The 19,183-nt window shown below is 55.1% G+C and carries 19 protein-coding genes; 9 read left to right on the top strand and 10 right to left on the bottom strand.

The window, feature by feature from the left end; translation table 11 throughout:
• Positions 1-117: 117 nt before the first annotated feature.
• From WA318_RS14540 to cysS, 4 genes are all read left to right on the top strand, one after another.
• Complete coding sequence (locus WA318_RS14540) at positions 118-603, top strand: hypothetical protein (RefSeq protein ID WP_114098977.1); 486 nt, start codon at positions 118-120, stop codon at positions 601-603.
• 100 nt (positions 604-703) lie between these two features.
• Positions 704-2,380: an NAD+ synthase gene (locus WA318_RS14535; RefSeq protein WP_336082218.1), complete on the top strand. Its 1,677-nt coding sequence runs from the start codon at positions 704-706 to the stop codon at positions 2,378-2,380.
• Between the two features lie 14 nt (positions 2,381-2,394).
• On the top strand, positions 2,395-3,747 hold the full coding sequence (gene gltX, locus WA318_RS14530) for a glutamate--tRNA ligase (RefSeq protein ID WP_336082216.1): 1,353 nt from the start codon (positions 2,395-2,397) through the stop codon (positions 3,745-3,747).
• A gap of 69 nt (positions 3,748-3,816) precedes the next feature.
• On the top strand, positions 3,817-5,193 hold the full coding sequence (cysS, locus tag WA318_RS14525; RefSeq protein WP_336082214.1) for a cysteine--tRNA ligase: 1,377 nt from the start codon (positions 3,817-3,819) through the stop codon (positions 5,191-5,193).
• 73 nt (positions 5,194-5,266) lie between these two features.
• Here the strand turns inward: cysS and WA318_RS14520 are convergent, their stop codons facing one another.
• Positions 5,267-5,659 carry a carboxymuconolactone decarboxylase family protein gene (locus tag WA318_RS14520; RefSeq protein WP_336082212.1) on the bottom strand — a complete coding sequence of 131 codons (393 nt, stop codon included), beginning with the start codon at positions 5,657-5,659 and terminating at the stop codon, positions 5,267-5,269.
• Positions 5,656-6,030: a MerR family transcriptional regulator gene (locus WA318_RS14515; RefSeq protein WP_336082210.1), complete on the bottom strand. Its 375-nt coding sequence runs from the start codon at positions 6,028-6,030 to the stop codon at positions 5,656-5,658. The genes WA318_RS14520 and WA318_RS14515 overlap by 4 nt, the downstream gene beginning before the upstream one ends.
• Positions 6,031-6,248: 218 nt before the next feature.
• On the opposite strand from WA318_RS14515, the gene WA318_RS14510 reads away from it, so the two are divergent.
• Both WA318_RS14510 and WA318_RS14505 read left to right on the top strand, forming a co-directional pair.
• On the top strand, positions 6,249-7,199 hold the full coding sequence (locus WA318_RS14510) for an aldo/keto reductase (RefSeq protein ID WP_336082208.1): 951 nt from the start codon (positions 6,249-6,251) through the stop codon (positions 7,197-7,199).
• A gap of 23 nt (positions 7,200-7,222) precedes the next feature.
• On the top strand, positions 7,223-7,948 hold the full coding sequence (locus WA318_RS14505) for a DUF6064 family protein (RefSeq protein WP_336082206.1): 726 nt from the start codon (positions 7,223-7,225) through the stop codon (positions 7,946-7,948).
• On the opposite strand, the gene WA318_RS14500 is transcribed toward WA318_RS14505, so the two are convergent.
• From WA318_RS14500 to lsrA, 6 genes are all read right to left on the bottom strand, one after another.
• On the bottom strand, positions 7,938-8,594 hold the full coding sequence (locus WA318_RS14500; protein ID WP_336082204.1) for a LysE family translocator: 657 nt from the start codon (positions 8,592-8,594) through the stop codon (positions 7,938-7,940). The two genes, WA318_RS14505 and WA318_RS14500, sit on opposite strands and share 11 nt — an antisense overlap.
• 157 nt (positions 8,595-8,751) lie before the next feature.
• Positions 8,752-9,999: a class II aldolase/adducin family protein gene (locus WA318_RS14495; protein WP_336082201.1), complete on the bottom strand. Its 1,248-nt coding sequence runs from the start codon at positions 9,997-9,999 to the stop codon at positions 8,752-8,754.
• Positions 10,000-10,088: 89 nt separating this feature from the next.
• Complete coding sequence (gene lsrB, locus WA318_RS14490; RefSeq protein ID WP_114098985.1) at positions 10,089-11,114, bottom strand: autoinducer 2 ABC transporter substrate-binding protein LsrB; 1,026 nt, start codon at positions 11,112-11,114, stop codon at positions 10,089-10,091.
• 11 nt (positions 11,115-11,125) lie between these two features.
• A complete protein-coding gene (locus WA318_RS14485; protein ID WP_336082197.1) occupies positions 11,126-12,127 on the bottom strand; it encodes an ABC transporter permease subunit in 1,002 nt (333 codons plus the stop codon).
• A complete protein-coding gene (gene lsrC / locus WA318_RS14480; RefSeq protein ID WP_114098987.1) occupies positions 12,127-13,176 on the bottom strand; it encodes an autoinducer 2 ABC transporter permease LsrC in 1,050 nt (349 codons plus the stop codon). Before lsrC ends, WA318_RS14485 begins: the two co-directional genes overlap by 1 nt.
• Positions 13,169-14,674, bottom strand: coding sequence for an autoinducer 2 ABC transporter ATP-binding protein LsrA (lsrA, locus tag WA318_RS14475; RefSeq protein WP_336082195.1), 1,506 nt, complete (start codon positions 14,672-14,674; stop codon positions 13,169-13,171). The genes lsrC and lsrA overlap by 8 nt, the downstream gene beginning before the upstream one ends.
• 236 nt (positions 14,675-14,910) lie before the next feature.
• Here lsrA and WA318_RS14470 point away from each other — a divergent pair, with 236 nt between their 5' ends.
• The 3 genes from WA318_RS14470 to WA318_RS14460 are packed head-to-tail and all read left to right on the top strand — an operon-like array spanning position 14,911 to position 17,777.
• Positions 14,911-15,855, top strand: a complete 945-nt coding sequence (locus WA318_RS14470) for a sugar-binding transcriptional regulator (protein WP_114098990.1) — start codon at positions 14,911-14,913, stop codon at positions 15,853-15,855.
• Between the two features lie 3 nt (positions 15,856-15,858).
• A complete protein-coding gene (gene lsrK / locus WA318_RS14465; protein ID WP_336082192.1) occupies positions 15,859-17,424 on the top strand; it encodes an autoinducer-2 kinase in 1,566 nt (521 codons plus the stop codon).
• A gap of 47 nt (positions 17,425-17,471) precedes the next feature.
• Positions 17,472-17,777, top strand: coding sequence for an antibiotic biosynthesis monooxygenase (locus tag WA318_RS14460; RefSeq protein WP_114098992.1), 306 nt, complete (start codon positions 17,472-17,474; stop codon positions 17,775-17,777).
• A gap of 116 nt (positions 17,778-17,893) precedes the next feature.
• Here the strand turns inward: WA318_RS14460 and WA318_RS14455 are convergent, their stop codons facing one another.
• Together WA318_RS14455 and WA318_RS14450 are read right to left on the bottom strand one after the other, a co-directional pair.
• Positions 17,894-18,589 (bottom strand): DsbA family oxidoreductase, encoded by a 696-nt coding sequence (locus tag WA318_RS14455; RefSeq protein ID WP_336082189.1) that lies wholly within the window; start codon positions 18,587-18,589, stop codon positions 17,894-17,896.
• Between the two features lie 187 nt (positions 18,590-18,776).
• The gene (locus tag WA318_RS14450; RefSeq protein WP_336082187.1) at positions 18,777-19,037 is read right to left on the bottom strand and encodes a hypothetical protein; all 261 of its coding nucleotides are present in this window, start codon (positions 19,035-19,037) and stop codon (positions 18,777-18,779) included.
• Positions 19,038-19,183: the final 146 nt, after the last annotated feature.

Genomic DNA, 19,183 nt, shown 5'->3' with positions numbered 1-19,183 from the left:
GCAATCAAGGCGCACTGATGTAAAAAAACCTCTACCAAAGGGGATGAAATATTCTTAAGTATAAACAATTACAGGGCATTCCTGCACAGGAATAGAATTCAAGAGGTCGCAACGCGTATGGTGGATGAAGCTGATTTCACCGAATGGCAGAAGAAAGTAGAGGGAACCAACATTTCCTCGACCACGCTATTGGCGACTGACTATCTCAACCATTTCAACGAGATCGTGATGCTTCTCGAAATGGTGCCCGACATGCCCGACATGATCGAGGACTGTAAGGAATGGGCCCCGAAAAGCTATCAGGACCATTTTCGTGACAGCGCATTTTCCGATCGTGAACTGGCGATTGAGGCCTATGACCATGTGCCGGCCCGATTCCGTCAGCCGTTTGAAGAAACGATCAATCACCTTAATACGATTGTCCGCCACGCCATCACCCAGCTTGAAATGATCATTGCCGAGGGTAATGAGGAGCTCTTGCGTGAAACAGCCCATGCGATCACGGTATCGCTGCAAAAATTCATGGATGTGGCCAGCGGGATCATCCATGGATCGGCCAAAACCATGAGTCAGGATGAAATCGACGCGGCACTTGCCCTGTAACGGGCGAAGCGGTCGGATTTTTACGTGAAAAATACTTGTGGAATGCAGCATTGCCCATTCCGCAATTGACAGCGCGTAAGGCGGCTCCTATTCCAACATCATGACAAAGAATCTTGCCATTGCGATTGCCCAGCTGAACCCGATTGTCGGTGACGTCGCCGGAAACCGGGACAAGGTTGTGGCTGCCTGGGAAACTGCGGCCGACAGGGGCGCGGACATTGTCCTTTATTCCGAACTGGTCCTGTCGGGCTATCCGCCAGAAGATCTGGTGATGAAGCCCGCCTTCATGCGCCATCTGCATGAAGCAGTGACCAGCATTTGCGAAGAGACGGCCAAACGTGCTGATGGTCCGGCATTGTTGCTGACCACGCCGTGGGAAATTGATGGCCTGCGCCATAACGCGGTGCTTCTGATTGATCAGGGCAAGATCGTTGATGTGCGCGCCAAGCAGGATTTGCCCAACTATGGCGTGTTTGATGAAAAGCGCGTCTTTAGTGCCGGTCCGATGCCGGAACCGATTTCATTCCGCGGAGTGAAACTTGGTGTGCCGATCTGTGAAGATGTCTGGACGCCAAATGTTGTTGCCCATCTTTCCCGCGCTGGTGCCGAGATTTTCCTTGTTCCCAACGGTTCACCGTTTGAGGCCGACAAGGGCGGGCTGCGTCGCAATCTGATCGAAGATCGCGTGTCTGAATCCAGGACCCCGATGATTTATTGCAACGAGGTTGGCGGTCAGGACGAGTTGGTCTTTGATGGCGGGTCGTTTGGGCTCAATGGTGACGGATCGCTTGCGGTGGCACTTCCGGCCTTTGCTGAAGATGTGGTTGTCACGAACTGGAGCAAGGGTGACAACGGCAAGTGGCGCTGTGCCGATGACGCGCCCAAGGCTGAATACCCGACGGGTCTTGATGCGATTTATCAGGCCCTTGTTCTGGGCCTGCGCGACTATGTGAACAAAAACCATTTCCCCGGTGTCGTGATCGGCATGTCTGGCGGGATTGATAGTGCGCTTTCGGCTGCTGTGGCGGTGGATGCATTGGGGGCGGATCGTGTGCGTCTGGTGATGATGCCATCGCCCTATACGTCACGCGAAAGTCTTGAAGATGCCGAGATTTGCGCAGGTATGCTCAAAACCGGGATCGAAAGCATCAATATCGGTCCGGCAATGGCCGCGTTTGAACAGATGCTGGCGCCTGCCTTCGAAGGTCGTGATGCCGATATTACCGAAGAAAACATTCAGGCCCGTTCACGCGGGATCATCCTGATGGGGATTTCAAACAAGTTTGGCCACATGGTGCTGACCACCGGCAACAAGTCGGAAATGTCGGTCGGCTATGCAACGCTTTATGGCGACATGTGTGGTGGCTATTCGGTTCTGAAAGACCTTTACAAGACGACCGTGTTTGCATTGTGCCACTGGCGCAATGAACACAAACCTTCTGGCGCGATGGGCCCCGATGGCATGGTGATCCCGGAACGGATCATTACCAAACCGCCATCGGCCGAGCTCCGCCCGGATCAAAAAGACGAAGATAGTCTGCCGCCTTATGACGTCCTTGATGATATTCTTCATCAGATGATTGAAGGTGAGCGGTCTGTTCGCGATATCGTGGATAGTGGTCACGACGAGGCAACAGTACGCCGGGTTTGGCGTTTGCTGGATCGGGCCGAATACAAACGCCGTCAGGCGCCCCCGGGGGTCAAGATCACCCCGCGTGCCTTTGGCCGTGACCGTCGCTATCCGATTACCAATGGTTTCACGAACCTTGTTACGTGATTGAAAAGTTTGAAATGACAAAACCTGTACTGCGATTTGCCCCCAGCCCGACCGGGCTTCTTCACGTCGGTAACGCCCGTGTGGCACTGATGAACTGGCTCTATGCCCGGAAATCAGGTGGGAAATTCATCCTGCGCTTTGACGATACCGACCCGGAACGCTCGAAAGACGAATATGTCGATGCCATCCGCGAAGATCTGGAATGGCTTGGCCTTGACTGGGACCGTGAAGAGCGCCAGTCGCTCCGTCAGGACAAATATGACGCCGCCATTGCGGACCTTAAAAAGCGTGAATTGCTGTATCCGTGCTACGAGACCGAAGGTGAACTGAACTGGAAACGCAAGGCGGCCCGCCAGCGTCACCAGCCCTTCATCTATGACCGCAAGGCATTGACCCTTTCAGATGACGAAATCGCCGCACTTGAGGCCGAAGGCCGCAAGCCGCATTGGCGCTTCCTTTTGACCGATGGTCTGGTCGAGTGGGATGATCTGACACGCGGCCTATGCTCGTTTGATACGGAACATGTATCGGACCCGGTTCTGATCCGCGAAGACGGCTCGCTGCTTTATATGTTGGGCTCGGTGGTTGATGACCTTGAAATGGGGGTGACCCATATCATCCGCGGCGAGGACCATGTGACCAACACCGTGTCACAGATTTTGCTGTATCTGGCGATGGGCGGTAAGCCCGGTGCGCTTGAATTTGCCCATATGCCGCTTTTGGCGGGACCGGGTGGCTCGCAGCTTTCCAAACGTCTGGGCAGCCTTTCGCTGCGTGAGTTGCGCAATGACGGGTTCGAGGTCGAAGCACTGGTTGGTCTGCTGACCGGTCTTGGTGCGTCGGATAAAATCGAACCAGCAAGCCTGACGCAGGTTCTTGAGAAATTCGACCTGGATCATTATGGCCGTTCAACGCCGAAATTCGATCCGGCCGAGCTGGCAAGCCTGAATGAAAAAGTCATTCATGACATGTCATTTGAAACCGCCCGACCGAAACTGGTTGCTGCGGGTATGGCTGATGCCAATGAAATGTTCTGGAATGCGGTGCGTGGCAATTGCTGGCGCGTCGCCGAGGCACTGGAATGGTGGGATGTCATCCATCAGACCGTGATCCCGGAAATCGATGCCGAGGATGGTGATTTCGTCAAACAGGCTGCAGAAATGCTGCCCGAAGGTGAACTTGATGCCACCAGCTGGAAATCCTGGACCACCGCATTGAAAGATGCGACCGGTCGCAAGGGCAAACAGCTTTTCATGCCGCTTCGCAAGGCACTGACAGCCCGCGAACATGGCCCGGAAATGTCGGCAATGCTGGTTCTGATCGGGTCTGAAAAGGCGCGTGCGCGGTTGTGTGGGAAGGCGGTCTAAGCATCTGCTTTGATCGCCGGAAACTTGCCTGCACTTAACCGCAAACATAGCCAAACGGACAAAATGATAATGAACAAGACCCTTCGCATTTATGACACGCTCACCCGCGAAAAGCAGGTGTTTGAGCCGATCAATCCGGAACATGTCCGCCTTTATGTCTGCGGACCGACCGTTTATGACTATGCCCATGTCGGCAATGCGCGGCCTGTTGTGGTGTTTGATACGCTGGTGCGTGTTCTTCGCCACATCTATCCCAAAGTCACCTATGTCCGGAACGTCACCGACGTTGACGACAAGATCAATGCGCGAGCCAAGGAAAGCGGCGAGCCGATTTCCGAAATCACCAAGCGCACGCACAAGGCATATCTGGATGACATGGGTGCGCTCAATGCCGCCAAACCCGATATCGAGCCGCGCGCGACCGAACATATCGCCGAGATGATTGCGATGTGCGAAAGCCTGATCGCGCAGGGCTTTGCCTATGCCGCCGAAGGCCACGTTCTGTTTTCGGTCAGCAAGTTCGACGAATATGGCAAGCTGTCGCGTCGTGACCGCAAGGAAATGATCGCCGGTGCGCGCGTTGAAGTCGCCCCCTATAAACAGGACCCGGCGGACTTTGTTCTTTGGAAACCGTCAGATGACGATATCCCCGGCTGGGACAGCCCGTGGGGCCGTGGTCGTCCGGGCTGGCATATTGAATGCTCGGCCATGTCGACCCGTTATCTTGGCGAGAATTTCGACATTCATGGCGGTGGTTCGGATCTGGTGTTCCCGCATCATGAAAACGAACTGGCGCAAAGCTGCTGCGCGAACAAGGGGTCGAGCTACGCCAAATACTGGATGCATAACGGCCATCTGATGGTCGAAGGTGAAAAGATGTCCAAGTCGCTTGGCAACTTTGTCACCGTGCATGAGCTTTTGGAAAAATGGCCGGGCGAAGCGATCCGTTTGGCGATGATGGGAACGCATTACCATCAGCCGATCAACTGGACGGAAGAAAACCTGCGTCAGGCCAAAGAGGCGCTTGACCGGTTCTATACAGCCCTTCGTCAGAGTTCCGACGTGACCCCGGAAAATATGCCGGTGCCGCGCGCGGTACTTGAAGCGCTGTGTGATGATCTGAACACGCCGCTTGCGATTTCTGAGTTCCATAACCTTGTGACCAAATTCAACAAGGCGGAAAAGAAATTCGAGCGTGCCGAGGCCAAAGGTGAAATCCTTGCTGCGGCCAAGCTTCTGGGCATTCTTGAAGCTGACCCCGAAGCCTGGTTTACCGGGTCCGCCGATGAAGATGAGGCTGCCGAGATTGATGGCCTGATTGCCCAGCGCGCAGAAGCCAAGAAGAACAAGGATTTCGCAACCGCCGATAAGATCCGTGACGATCTTCTGGCGCGCGGCATCATCCTTGAAGACTTCAAGGAAGGTACTAGCTGGAAACGCGTTTAAGGCTTAATCCGCCTGTGAAATGATAAAAGGCCGCAGTTTTACTGCGGCCTTTTGCGTTGGCGGGGGCGCAATGTCAGGCGGCCGCGTCAAGTTCGGCAAACAGTTCCTTTGCCGCGTTCAGGCCATTGATCGCGGCGGGAAGCCCGCCATAAACCGCCATCTGCCAGATCGCCTCGATGATTTCGGTGCGCGATGCGCCTGCGGAAAGTGTATGGCGAATATTGACCTTAAGCTGTGGGGCGGTTTGCCCGCCCAATACGGTCAGGGCGGCAATCGTGCAGAGCTGCCGGGTTTTCAGATCAAGTCCCGGGCGAGCGTAATGACGGCCATAGGCCCATTCCACCAGTGTTTCGGCAAAATCAGGCACAAGTTCGTCATAGGCCTCGGCCAGTTGTCCTTCGAGTGGCGGGTTGAGCTTGGTCACAATGTCGCGACCGGCATCAAGGGCGGAGGTTTTATCTGTCATTTCGGGGCTCCGTGAAGGGGGCGAACCGTCGTGTCATAACCGGCGATTTTGGCATCGAGAACTTCAAGCGTTTCGGTCAGGCTGGCAACGCGAATGGCCAGTTCATCGCGATAGGTCTGAAGCAGGTTGCGGCGGGCCTCGATTGTGCTGTCTCCCTCGGCCCGGAGGCGGGCATATAAAACCCGGTCACGGATCGGCATGCCGAGATCCTTGAGCCGACCCAGAAATTCAAGCCAGCGCAAGACATCATCATCATAGGAACGTCGCCCACCCGGATCACGATGTGAGAGGGGTAGCAGGCCGATCTTTTCGTAATACCGCAGGGTGTGGACAGAAAAACCGCTTTTCTCTGCCACTTCGCCAATCATCATGACGGTCACCTTTGTGTTGAGGTCATTCAATCCTGAACAAGGCTAGGTGCTAGAGTGCAATCTAGGTCAAGCATTATTCTTTGACCGATTTTCATGAGGGGCGGGAAAACTGTGATCGGGTGCATATACCAAAGGTTGCGCATGGGCAGATTTCTGCCCAATTCATGTTGGATCATCAGTTCAAACGGGTTGGATGCAACAGCAAGGCAGTGTCTTCCATGTCTGAAATCGACCGTCGGAATTTTATCAAGGGTGCGGGTGCACTTGGAATTGCAGGCATGTCTGCATCAATCGGGCTGACTGTGCCGGGACTGGCGCGCGCGGCGTCGTCGGCAACGGTGCCCGACGTCATCCGTAAAACCGTTGCATCGACGGGTGAAAAAATACCTGCTGTCGGGCTGGGAAGCTGGATCACGTTCAATGTCGGCAATGACATGGTGTTGCGGGATCAGTGTGCGAGCGTGGTTTCGGCGTTTTTCAATGCAGGTGGCCGGATGATTGACAGTTCGCCGATGTATGGATCGGCTCAGGAAGTCATCGGGTATTGCCTTGATAAACTTGGGGCGCATGACCGGGTTTTTTCGACCGACAAGGTTTGGACATCGGGGGATGGTGCCGGGCAGATCGCCGAGACGGCAGAACGCTGGCATACAAGGAATTTTGATCTTTTGCAGGTGCATAATCTGGTCGGGATCAATGAAAACCTGCCGCTTTTGTTCCGGATGAAGGATGAAGGCCGGTTGCGATATGTCGGTATTACGACCTCGCACGGGCGTCGGACTGATGACATGATTGCTTTGATGAAAAACGAGCGGCTTGATTTTGTTCAGGTGACCTATAATCCGGTAGACCGCAAGGTCGAGGAATATTTGCTGCCACTGGCCTATGATCGCGGGATTGCCGTGGTTGTGAACCGGCCGTTCCGCGGCGGCAGCCTGACCCAGCAGCTGGAAGGCGAACCCTTGCCGGAATTTGCCGCCGACCTCAAAGCGGAAAGCTGGGCGCAGCTGATCTTGAAATATCTGATTGCTCATCCGTCGGTGACCTGTCCGATCCCGGCGACAACCAATCCGGCCCATGCTGCCGAAAACATGCGTGCAGCGACCGGCGTACTTCCCGATGACAAGATGCGCGAACAGATTGCCGCTGTCATTGGCGTTCTGGTTTAGGAAACGGATGTGGGGGTGGTGTCATGAGTGAATGGTGGGATTACGGACTGGCGGATTTTCTGCTGTTTTCTCCGCGGGTCTATTACCGGCTGTTTGAAACCATGAATAGTGTGTGGTGGATTGCCGTTCTTGCGGCCTTTGTTGCGGGCCTTGTTGCCGCCGGATTGGCCATGCGTCACGGGCATCGCGGCAACCGGGTGATCCTTGTGTTGCTGTCGCTGATCTGGGGTTGGGCCGGTTATGGCTTTCTTTGGCAATATTACCAGCCGATCAATTGGGCGGTGGCCTATATCCTGCCAGGCTTTGTGATCGAGGCGGTGCTACTTGCGGTTTTTGCCGCCCGTCCCCTGCCTTTGCGGTTTGGCTGGCGCGGTGATCTGACGTCCTGTGTCGGGGCCGGGTTGCTGGTGGTGGCCTTTGTGATCTATCCCTTCGTCGGTCTGATCGAGGGACGTGATTTGATACAGGCAGAGCTGTTTGGCAGTGCAGCCGATCCGACCGCACTTGGCACTTTGGGATTTGTGTTGATGGCGCGGGGCACATGGCGCTGGTTATTGTTGCCCGTGCCACTGATCTGGTGTGTGTTTGCCAGTGCGACCCTTTGGGTGATGGATCAGCAGGTGGCCTATGTGATGTTTGTTGCGGTTTGGCTGACCATCTTTTCAGGATGGCTTGATCTTAAGAACGGGGTGACAACCCGCCGCCTGACCGAGGCGGAGCTTGCCACCCCCGCATCGCTTAGCGATTAACCAGAAGCCGCAATCCGACGACCGCAAAGAACACACCAAGCACCCCGTTGATCCAGTTCGCAGCGCGCCGATAAATCGAGATCGCAGGTGCCGTCGAAAAGGCGGTGGCATAAAGCAGATGTACGCTGGTCGACAGGATGCCGCATCCGATCACGATGGCGGCACCGACCCAAAGCGGCGCCCCTTGATGAAAGCCGATCGAAATGATCGCAATCCAGGTCAGGATCGCTTTGGGATTGGTCAGATGCAGGGCAAGGCCACGAAAATAATAACCGCGTCCTGAAATCTGGCGCGACGGTGCGGTTTCCGCCTGATCTGTGGGGGCAGGTGCCTTGCGAAAGGCCGTCCGAAAGGCCCGATAGGACATCCACAACAGATATAATCCGCCAAAGATACGAATGGCCGTCATGGCATCGGCATAGGCGGCAAGGACGGCGGACAACCCGGTCAGGGTCAGAAGCCCGATGGAAAAAGATCCGGTTCCGATGCCAAGGGCAAAGCGTTGACCGGCATGGCGTCCCTGATCAAGCGACACGCCCATCAATCCCAAAAGAGCAGGGCCGGGGCTGATCAGACCGACAAGAAGTGCGGTATAGGACAATAAGATTCCCGGCAGATATTGCCCGAATTCAGCAAAGGATGGCATGGGGCGATTTCCTTTTTTGGTGGCGCGTAACTGTAAGTCGACAGGTGTCCGATGTCGAGCAACCAAAAAAGAACCCCTGCCAAAGACAGGGGTCGAGGTGGTTTGCAGTCGTTCCAGCCCCAAGTGGGGGAGTTAGAGGCATTGGAACAACAGGGAGTTATTTTTTCTGCAGCTTGGCCTGTTCGAGAGACCAGTATTCCATGTCAAACAGATCGGCCTCATTGAGCGGCTGGAATGTGCCGACTTCTTCCGCTGCATTGATGATGCGGGCCGTCTGTTCGCCAAGGTCACCGGCAATGCGTGCGGCCTTGTCATTGGCACCAAGGCCGATCAGACCGGCACCCTTGATGAGAACCATGCGCGGCCAGGCATCCAGCATGACTTTCGGTTCGCTGGCATTCGGGGCATTACGTTCAAAATAGGCCGTATACCGGGTTTTGAAATCCGCCAGTGCTGCTGCGATGTCATCGGTATTTGCGTTGGCCGCAATGATCAGCGGAAACGGCTTGATGCGGATGACGTGATCCGGGGTTGCCGTGCCACGCAATGCTATGGTTTCAAGTGCATCGTTTTCGAGATACCGACGGATCGACGGTGTGCTGCGGAAATCAAGGGCAAGTCCGCCAGCAAACGGTGAATTATCCGCGCGAAGGACGGTTTCAAGATTGGCTGCAAGTGCCGGGTCAATTTCCCGGTCCGAGCTTTCCGGGCCGGGAAGTGCAATGCCCTTGGCAGTCAGATAGTTTTCGGCATCGGTGACGAAATCAATCATGCGGTCATAGGACTGTTTGGCCGTATCACCAAAGGTGAAAAGCCCGTGGTTTTTAAGCCACAATCCTTCGCAATCGGGGAACTGGTCAAACAGATCGGCACCGGCAATCGACAGATCATAGCCCGGCATGACATAGGGAAGGAATGCCAGACGATCCCCGTAAATTTCCCGCATGATTTCTTCGGAATGGTCCTGGTTGGCGAGCGCGAGGACGGCCGTGGAATGGGTATGGTCGACGAAATCAAACGGAAGATAGGCATGCAGCAATGCTTCGACCGACGGGTTCGGGGCGGACGGGTCAAGCAGGTTGCTGCGCAACAGCGCAACCATTTCCGGGTCAGACAGCTTTTTGCCTTTACGTGCGGCATGAAGCGGGGCGAGCTTCACCGCAGGAAGGCCCGGGGCCTCAATGGTTTCAAGATCCCAGCCACTGCCTTTGACATGCATGATGGCTTCGCCGTCCGCACCGGTGACTTTGACCGAGGTATTGCCACCGCCATGCAGGACCAGATCGGCGACCTGACCGATGATGCGCGAGGTGTAAACACGCAGACCAAGTGCTTCGGGCTGACCGGCTGCGCGTGCCTCGTTGGCATAACGGGCCGCGTCATTATCGTTCCAGAGATTCTCCATCGGGCAATATCCGTAATTCTATCAAAAAATTTCTAAACAAATCCGGGTACGGCAAACCCCCAGGATTGCCGTACCCGTGGTACCAAAGATCAGAAATCGAAGTTATCGATATTGTCTTTGGTGAAGACGGTGCGGTTCGGCAGCAGGATGATGCCGTTACCGTCGGCTTCGTAGTCATAGCCCTGAACACTGTTCGGGGAGACTTCGACGGTACCAACACCCGGAATGTCGAGCTTGTCGCCAACATTCATCGGGCCATTATCAAGAACATGGTTGGCAACAAAGACCGAAATCTTGCCCTGTTCGGTAACGTCCCAAAGACCGAAACGCTCAACAGTGCCGCGTTTGACATAGGGGCGCATGACATTCGGGGTCGAGAAGCCGACAATGGTGACCTTGCCAGCGCGATCAAGGTTTTCAGCAGCCTGTGCTGAAGCCGGAAGAGCATTGGCATCCGGTGCGATGATGGCATCAAGATCCGGATAGGCTTTCAGGATGCTTTCGGCAGTCTGAAGGGATTTCTGAGCATCGTTATAACCGTACTGGGTGGTAACGATTTCCCATTCCGGATGTTCGGCTGCGATCTTTGCCTTGGCGGCGTTGGCCCACGCATTCTGATCGGTCACGGTCGGGCTTGAATAGAAGAAAGCGACTTTTGCCTTTTCCTTTTTGATGCCGTCATTTGCCATATCGACAAGAAGACCGCCAAGCTGTTCCGGGGTGCCCTGGTTGATATAGTAGCTGCGGCATTCCGGTTTCACGTCGCTGTCCCAGGTCATGACCAGAACGTCGCGCTTCATGGCGCGCTGCAAGGCCGGGCACAGGCCATCGGGGGAAACCGACGACAGAATGATCGAATTGTAACCCTGGTTCACGAAGTTGTTCACGAACTGGACCTGACCGGAAACGCTTGGTTCGGTCGGGCCATCATAGGTGACATCGATGCCCAGTTCCTTACCGGCTGTGGTCGCACCATTGCCGCCACTGGTAAAGAAGCCAACGCCGACAAGTTTCGGAATGAAGGCGATCTGGTTTTCGGCAAAAGCCGGTGCTGCTGCCAGAAGCGAGCCGGCAAAGGCTGCTGCGGTCATCAGTTTAAGCGTTCTTCCTGACATTTCTTTCCTCCTTATGATGCTGCGCGTTTTCGGTTCGTCGCCGTTATTCGCGCAGCGACAAAATCGGCCAGCACGGCGCTTCCATGGCGCAATGCGACCGCAACCACCAGCAACGCACCGGAGAGCGCGCTGGAAATCTGACTGGGGACACCGCTCATTTGCAGGCCTTGCTGCAAATAACCGATGACAAGGGTGGCAAGCAGGGTGCCGATGATCGACCCCTGGCCACCATAGATTGACGCACCACCAAGGACTGCTGCGGTAATTGCGGGCAACAGCGTTGCGGTGCCAAGGTCCACACGTGCCGATCCGAAATAGGATGACAGAACAAGGCCCGCGACCCCGGCAAAGACGCCGGTCATGACATAGGTGATGGTCTGAATGGTTTTGATCGGAAGGCCGCTATAGCGGGCGGCATGTTCGCTTAGTCCGCACATAAAGACCGAGCGGCCAAAGCGCGAATAATGCAGAACTACAAACAGGATGGCGGCTTCGATCAGCAGAACAAGGAACGGTGCCGGAAGCCCGCCCAGTTCAAAATAGGCAAAGGATGTAAAGGCATCGGGGAAATTGCCAATCCCCTCATAACCGCTGGCACCGACCACGCCCGAAAGCACGGTCGCAGCCCCGCCAAACAGGTACAAACTGCCAAGGGTGACGACAAGCGGCTGAATGCGCGAGACATGAATGACCGTGGCATTGAAAAGGCCTGCCATCGCACCGGCGGTCAGGGATGCCAGCATCGATACCGGCAGAGGCATGCCAAAAAAGTTTGCGATGCCAAAGACAATGGCGCAAAGGCCAACCGCAGATGCAAAGGATACATCGATCCCGCCAGCGATAATGACAATGGTCAGTGGCAGAGCGACGATCCCGATCTGGGCAAAGTCACTGGTGCTGTAAAGCAGGTTCGAGAGATTAAGGAAGCGCGGATTGATCATGCCAAAGATCGCAAATTCGGCGACCAGCATGGCCAGAAGGGCCGTTTCCCAACGCAGAAGATAACGTTTCATTATTTGCCAGCCTCCTGAATGCGGGTTTTAGGCAGTACATCCGAACCCGGTGCCGCAGATTGATCGGAGTGATTGTGATGATGGACCGCATAGCGTTTGGCGCGGATGGCGCGATCAACAGCCATGCGAACACGGCCATCAAGCAGCAGCACCAGAAGCAACACGGCACCGGCAATGAAATCGTTCCAGAAGGCCGGGATTTTAAGGAACACCAGCGCACTGTCGATCGAGGTCAGGAAAATGACGCCAACGAAGATGCCCGGAACTGTTCCGCTTCCGCCCAAAAGGCTGACGCCACCCAGAACGTTTGCTGCAATCGCCTTGAGCTCAAGCCCGTTGCCAGCCTGATTGGGGATGAAGCCGATCTGCGCGGCAAAGATCATGCCCGCAACGGATGCCAACACACCGGCGGCAACAAAGGCTGCGATCTGAACAAGCTTGACCGGAATGCCAAGATGACGGGCCGCTTCGCGGTTATCGCCCACGGCATAGAAATAGCGTCCAAAACGGGTTTGGCGAACAAACAGCCCGACCACGATCAGGGAAGCAATGACAATGACGGTCAGAACCGAGAATCCGACGGAGCCATTATCGGCTAGGGCCTTAAGCGACAGGGGAAGTTCCTCGATCCAGTTGCCGCCGGTCATGATCAGCATGACGCCGCGGAACAGGCCAAGTGTGCCAAGGGTCGCGATGATTGATGGCACATTGAGCATGGTGACAAGCAGGCCATTGATCAGCCCGGCAATGGCACCGGTCAAAAGGCAGGCGGCAATGGCAAGCCCAAGACTGTGCCCGTCATTAAGCATCATGCCAAGGACGACGGCGCTCAGCCCGAGAACAGAACCGCTTGAAACATCGATGTTGCGGGTCAGGATCACCAGCATGGTGCCCAGTGCAACCGACATCAGAACAAGGCTGTTGGACATGACAACCGATGCGGTCGACAGCGACAGATAACCCGGTGCCGCAGCCCCGATCAGAAGAAAGGCAAGAATGGTGACCGCGCACAGGGTCGCCACGCGATTGCGTGCGAAGAAATCAAGCATCGGTGTGGCTCCCGGACTCGAAGGCAAGATGGGCGATGGCATCAACCGTTACGGCGTCGTGTTCAAGTGCGCCGCATTGAAGGCCATGCGCCATGACGACAACCCGGTCGGCAAGTTGTTCGATCTCGTCAAAGTCAGACGAAATCAGAACAACGCCTAATCCCTTGGCAGCCAGTTCACGAATAAGACGGTAAATGTCGTTGCGGGCGGCAACGTCAACACCACGGGTAGGTTCATCAAGGATCAAAACCCGTGGGTCAGCGGCCAGACATTTCGCCAGCAGGACCTTTTGCTGGTTCCCGCCGGAAAGACGACCGGCCTGTTGTCCTTCGCCCTCGCATTTGATGCCAAGGCTTTGACGGAATGCGTCAAAGGCAGATGTCTCGTCCTTGCGTTTCGGGAAGAAACCCAGACGATGCATGGTGTAGCCAGACATGTTCCATGCAAGGGATGCCTCAAGGAACAGTCCGTTTTGCTGACGGTCTTCGGGCAGATAGACCAGACCGGCATCGACACAGTCACGCGGCGAACGTTTGGTCAGCGGGGTGCCCAGAAGATTGAGGTTGCCGCCGCGTGCCGGACGCAAACCAAACAGGGTTTCTGCAAGCTCAGACCGACCGGCACCGACAACACCGGCAAGGCCGACAATCTCGCCCGCCCGAACATTAAACGAAATGTCGCGGAAACCTTCGCCACTGAAGCGGTCAATTTCCAGAACCACATCGCGTGTGCCGAAATCAATGTCGTTGGCCGCACGTGCAACCGGTTGGGCCGATTGCACGGTTTTGGTCATGGCTTCGACGATCTGATTGTCGTCATATTCGCTAAGCGGGCCGGATAGAACAATTGCACCATCGCGCAAAACGCTGATCACGCTGCAAATCTCGCGAATCTCGCGGAGCTTGTGCGAGATAAAGAAGATGCCAACACCCTGTGCCTTTAGCTGACGGACGCGGTCAAACAGGGCGTTTGCCTCGTGCGGGGTCAGGGCCGATGTCGGTTCATCAAGAATAAGGACACTGGCCTTGCGAATCAGGCCGCGCATGATTTCGACAATCTGGCGGTCGGCAATTTCAAGTGTTGCGGCCTGCGCATCAAGATCAAGCGAAACCGCAAGATCGCGCAGCAGGGCTTCTGCCTCGGCGCGCAGGGCGCGCGGTTTGGCCTTGAGACCAAGACAGATATTTTCCAGCACGGACTGGTTAGGAAGGATGTGAGCTTCCTGCGGGACAAGATAGAGACCAAGCGCCTGTGCGGCAGATGGAGATGCCTTGCCCAGAAGCTGTTCATTGATTTCGACCGTTCCCTGATCAGCATCAACCAGACCGGCGATGGTTTTCATCAAGGTGGATTTACCCGCGCCGTTCCCGCCCAGAAGAGCGTGAACCTGCCCGGCTAGCAGTTCGATATTGATCCCCTTGAGAACCGGTGTTCCGCCATAGGATTTCCATATGTCGGCAACACGGACTGCGATCCGGGGTGTTGTATTCTGTTCCATCCCTAGGAGCCTGTTCATTTGTTTTTATGAAAAACATTTGATCACATGATTCCAAATTCGTCAACAAGCATGATTTTTTGATGAATTTCGCTGATATACAAGGATATTGAACGAAAATGTGCTGCGATGCGGAAAATTTTTATGCAATTCCATGTCGTGCGCACAGCTGTTGACGTGATCATTTGTTTCATGAATAATCAAATGAACATCAAATCAGAATTTCAGGGACTGGAAATATGGCGTCGGACGGAAGCGACTGGAGTTATGCGGATGCGGAGGAGGAAACTCTAACCCGTATTGCGTGGTACTACTATAACGATGGCATGACCCAGGGCGAAATCGGCGACAAGCTTGGTCTTTCGCGTATCAAGGTTTCCCGTCTGCTCGAAAGCGGTCGACGAACCGGCATTATTCAGGTGCGGATCAATTCCCGGTATCAGGGCTGTCTTGAACATGAACAGCGTCTTTTGGATGCCTGGGGCCTTCGCGAAGTACGTGTTGTGCCGAATCTGGAAAACGGTGATCTGAACGAACGTCTTGGTCAGGCGGCTGCGCAGTTTCTGATGCAGCGTCTGGGGAACGACGATCTTCTTGCTGTGGGTTGGGGGGCGACGGTCAGTCACACCATTCAGCGCATCGGGCATATGGCCAATGAACGCAATGTATCGCTGGTCAGTTTGACCGGCGGGGTTGCGACCTATGTTGACGGGATGCGCACCGCGAACTGGGGCAGCAGTGTCCATCTGTTACCGGCACCGCTTGTGGTTTCCGAGGATTCGGTCGCCCGGGCCCTGATGGGTGAGCCGGGCATTTCCAACGTTCTCGAGATGGCGATGAATGCTGCCTATCAGCTTGTCGGTATCGGCGAATTGAATAACGAGTCGACCGTGGTCCGCAGTGGCTATGTCACCCCGGCCGAGGTCGAGCCGCTGCGCCGCAAGGGTGCGGTGGGCGACATCCTGTGTCAGTTCTTTGATGATAATGGCGATGTGCTTGATCTGTCGCTGCATCAGCGTGTGATCGGGGCACGTCTTGAATCCCTGAATAAATCAAAGAACGTCATCGCTGCGGCGGGTGGCGATGGCAAGGTGCGCGCGATCCGTGCCGCCCTTAAAGGAAAATATGTCGACATCCTGATAACGGATGAAAAAACGGCAGAAAAATTGTTGGAGGAAGTCTAGGCAATGTCAGCAGGAGATTACCTGCTTGCGGTCGATGCCGGAACAGGCAGCGGTCGGGCAGTTGTGTTTAATCGCGATGGTCATCAGCTTGGCGCATGCCAGCGTGAATGGTGGCATAAGGAAGACCCGCGTTTCCCCGGTTCAATGGATTTTGACGTTGAGGGCAACTGGAAACTGATTTGCGACTGCATCGCCGGTGCGCTGTCCGAAGCCGGTGTTTCAGGTGACGAAATTGCCGCCGTCAGTGCGACTTCCATGCGCGAGGCAATTGTTGCCTTTGATGCGGATGGCAAGGAAATCTGGGCGTGTGCCAATGTTGATGGTCGTGCCGTTGATCAGGTGCGCGAGCTTAAGGAAAACTTCCCGGGTGTCGAGGAAGACCTTTATGGCAAGACCGGGCAGACCTTTGCGCTGGGCGCCTTGCCACGGCTTCTCTGGATCCGTCAGCAGATGCCAGACATCTATGAAAAGATTGATCGCATTGCGATGCTCTCGGACTGGGTGGTTGCCCGTCTTTCGGGGGTAATCGCATCTGATCCGTCCAATGCCGGGACTACCGGTATTTTCGGATTGAAGGAACGCAATTGGTTGCCCGAGGCCATGCGTGCGGTTGGTCTGCGTGATGATATCTTCCCGCAAGCATGTGAAACCGGAACGGCCGTTGGTCATGTCACTGCAAAGGCCGCAGCAGAAACCGGTTTGTCGACCAAAACCGCCGTTGTTGTCGGGGGTGGTGATTGCCAGTTGGGTACCGCTGGTCTTGGTGTCACCGGGATCGGGGATTGCGCGGTTCTGGGCGGGACATTCTGGCAGCAGATCGTCAATGTCGATCAGAACCTGACCGACCCGTCGATGAATTTGCGCATCAATCCGCACGTGATCACCGGCCTTAATCAGGCCGAGGCGATCAGCTTCTTTGTCGGGGCTGTGATGCGCTGGTTCCGTGATGCCTTCGGGCAAGCAGAGCTTGCGCAGGTCGATGATCCCGGCAAGGCCTATACCCTGCTTGAAAACCAGTCAAAGAATGTGCCGCTTGGTGCGCACGGGGTTATTCCGATTTTCTCCGATGTGATGCGCTATGGCAGCTGGTATCACGCCGCCCCGTCTTTCCTTAATCTCAGCATTGATCCGGAAAAATCCGGTAAGGCCGTCTTGTTCCGTGCCTTGCAGGAAAATGCCTGCATCGTGGCCGCGCGGAACCTGGAAGCGATCTTTGCGCTTAGTGGTAAACGTCCGGAGCAGATCGTGTTCGCTGCAGGTGCGGCAAAAAGCCCGCACTGGTCGCAAATGCTGGCCGATGTGACCGGTATTCCGGTGGCAACACCGGTGATCAAGGAAGCAACCGCACTTGGTTGTGCCGCAGCCGCGGCTGTTGGTGGCGGTTTGCATCATGATCTTGCCGCTCTTGGGCGTGAATGGGTGCGGTGGGAAAATACGTTCGAGCCCAACGACAAGGTCAAAGCCGATTACGACGCATTGGGTGAACGCTGGGCGCAGGCCTATGCCGCGCAGCGCCAATTGGTCGATCAGGGGGTTACGACCTCCATGTGGAAAGCGCCGGGCATCTGACCTGGCAAGAAAATTGATCGAAGTGAATTAATCAAAAAGGATAAATCATGCTCGTACAAATGGTGCATATTGAAGTCAAACCGGGACATGTCGATGAATTCATCGAGGCATTCCGGATCAACTATGAAGGAACGCGCAAAAACGAAGAGGGCAACCTGCGTTTTGATGTGCTGCGCGACCCGGAAAATGAACATAAGTTCATGATTTACGAAGTTTTCAGTTCCGAAGATGCTTTTCAGGCGCATCGCCAGACCGAACATTACAAGGAATGTGTGCGTCGCATCGACCCGATCATCACCGGCCCGCGCACGAAAACCTATTTCAACGCGGAAATGGCCGATTACCTTTCCTGAGGTAATCAGTCCGTCTTTCGGGCGGTCTGTCAGCGTCCGAAGATATAATAAAGCCCCGGTATAATGCCGGGGCTTTGCTTTATATTATATCTATAGATCCGGTTTGACCGGGTTGATCAGGCTTCGCTTTCGGCCTCGGCCAGAATTTCGTCACCCTGTCGGGCGATCTCGGAGAGGGCCTGCTCAAAGACCTCTGGCGGATGGCCGCCGGAAATGGCGAATTTGCCGTTAATGACATAGGTCGGAACCGAGCTGATACCTGCTTCGCCGAATTCGTCTTCCTCGGCGCGGACTTCCTTGGCGAATTCATCGCTGGCAAGAATTTCCGCCGCACGTTCCGGCGACAGTCCGACGTCCTCGACCGCACGTGTGAGAACACCGTGATCAGACATATTGTCCCCACCCTGGAAATAGGCAGCAAACAGATTAAGCTTAAGCGCGGTTTGCTGGCCGTATTCGCCTTCCTTGCCAGCCCAATAGAGCAGGCGGTGGGCATCAAAGGTGTTGTAGATGCGGCTGTCCGAGCTGAAATGGATCGGGAAACCGACATTTTCGGCCATCATGGTAATGCGTGCGCGATTGTCCGCACTCTGGTCAGCAGTAAGACCGTATTTTTCCTTGAGATGCTCGGCGAGGTCCTGACCTTCTGGCGGCATGTCACGGTTCAGTTCGAACGGATGCCAGCGCAGTTTAACATCGATCTCGCCATCAAGACGGCTGATGGCATCTTCAAGGTTCTTATACCCGATAATGCACCAGGGGCAGACAACGTCCGAAACGATGTCGATCTGCATGGGAATGGCGTTCGTCATTGGTAAGCCTTGCGTTATGTAATTCGATACTGCCCATCACATAATAGGTATGGGGCCAAACGCAAGAACAGATCGCAAAGCTTTATGCGAAAGAGGCTGGTGCACATCTTTACGAATGCCGGGTACAAGGCATCGGAAGGTCATATCGGAAATCTGAATGTGGAAAACGGGAGCCGGGTTTCAGCTTTCAGCTTGGTCCATCTGTCGGACTGCGCCGGGCATTGTCGACCATATATTCGGCGAATGTTTCAAGGATCGGGCAAGACCAGTCAGCACGCATACGTTCGCCGTCACGTTCCCATTCGCCGTACCAGCGTTCGTCGATGTCGCGGAAAATGGTGTAATGGGCGAACCTGTCTGATGCCGTCCAGCAATTCTTGCCTGTGCGTTGCCAAGTCAGACCGGCAAGCATCATTATATCAACGCTGGTGGTGGCTTCATATGCCATCGTCGATGTCCCTAGACCGCGGAGGGTGTGCTTCAAACTGCGGCGCAGTATCCGCAGGCTTTACAATGTATGGTAGAGTTAAGCATTGAAAGGTGGGGGTTACAACCATTCAAGGGGACAGGTGAGCTATTCTTAAGGTGGGTGCA

The sequence above is a fragment of the Thalassospira sp. CH_XMU1448-2 genome, assembly GCF_037027285.1.
In the GTDB taxonomy this organism is placed as follows: Bacteria; Pseudomonadota; Alphaproteobacteria; order Rhodospirillales; family Thalassospiraceae; genus Thalassospira; species Thalassospira profundimaris_C.
Note: the sequence above shows the minus strand (reverse complement) of the source record. Positions and strands in the feature narration are given on the sequence as shown.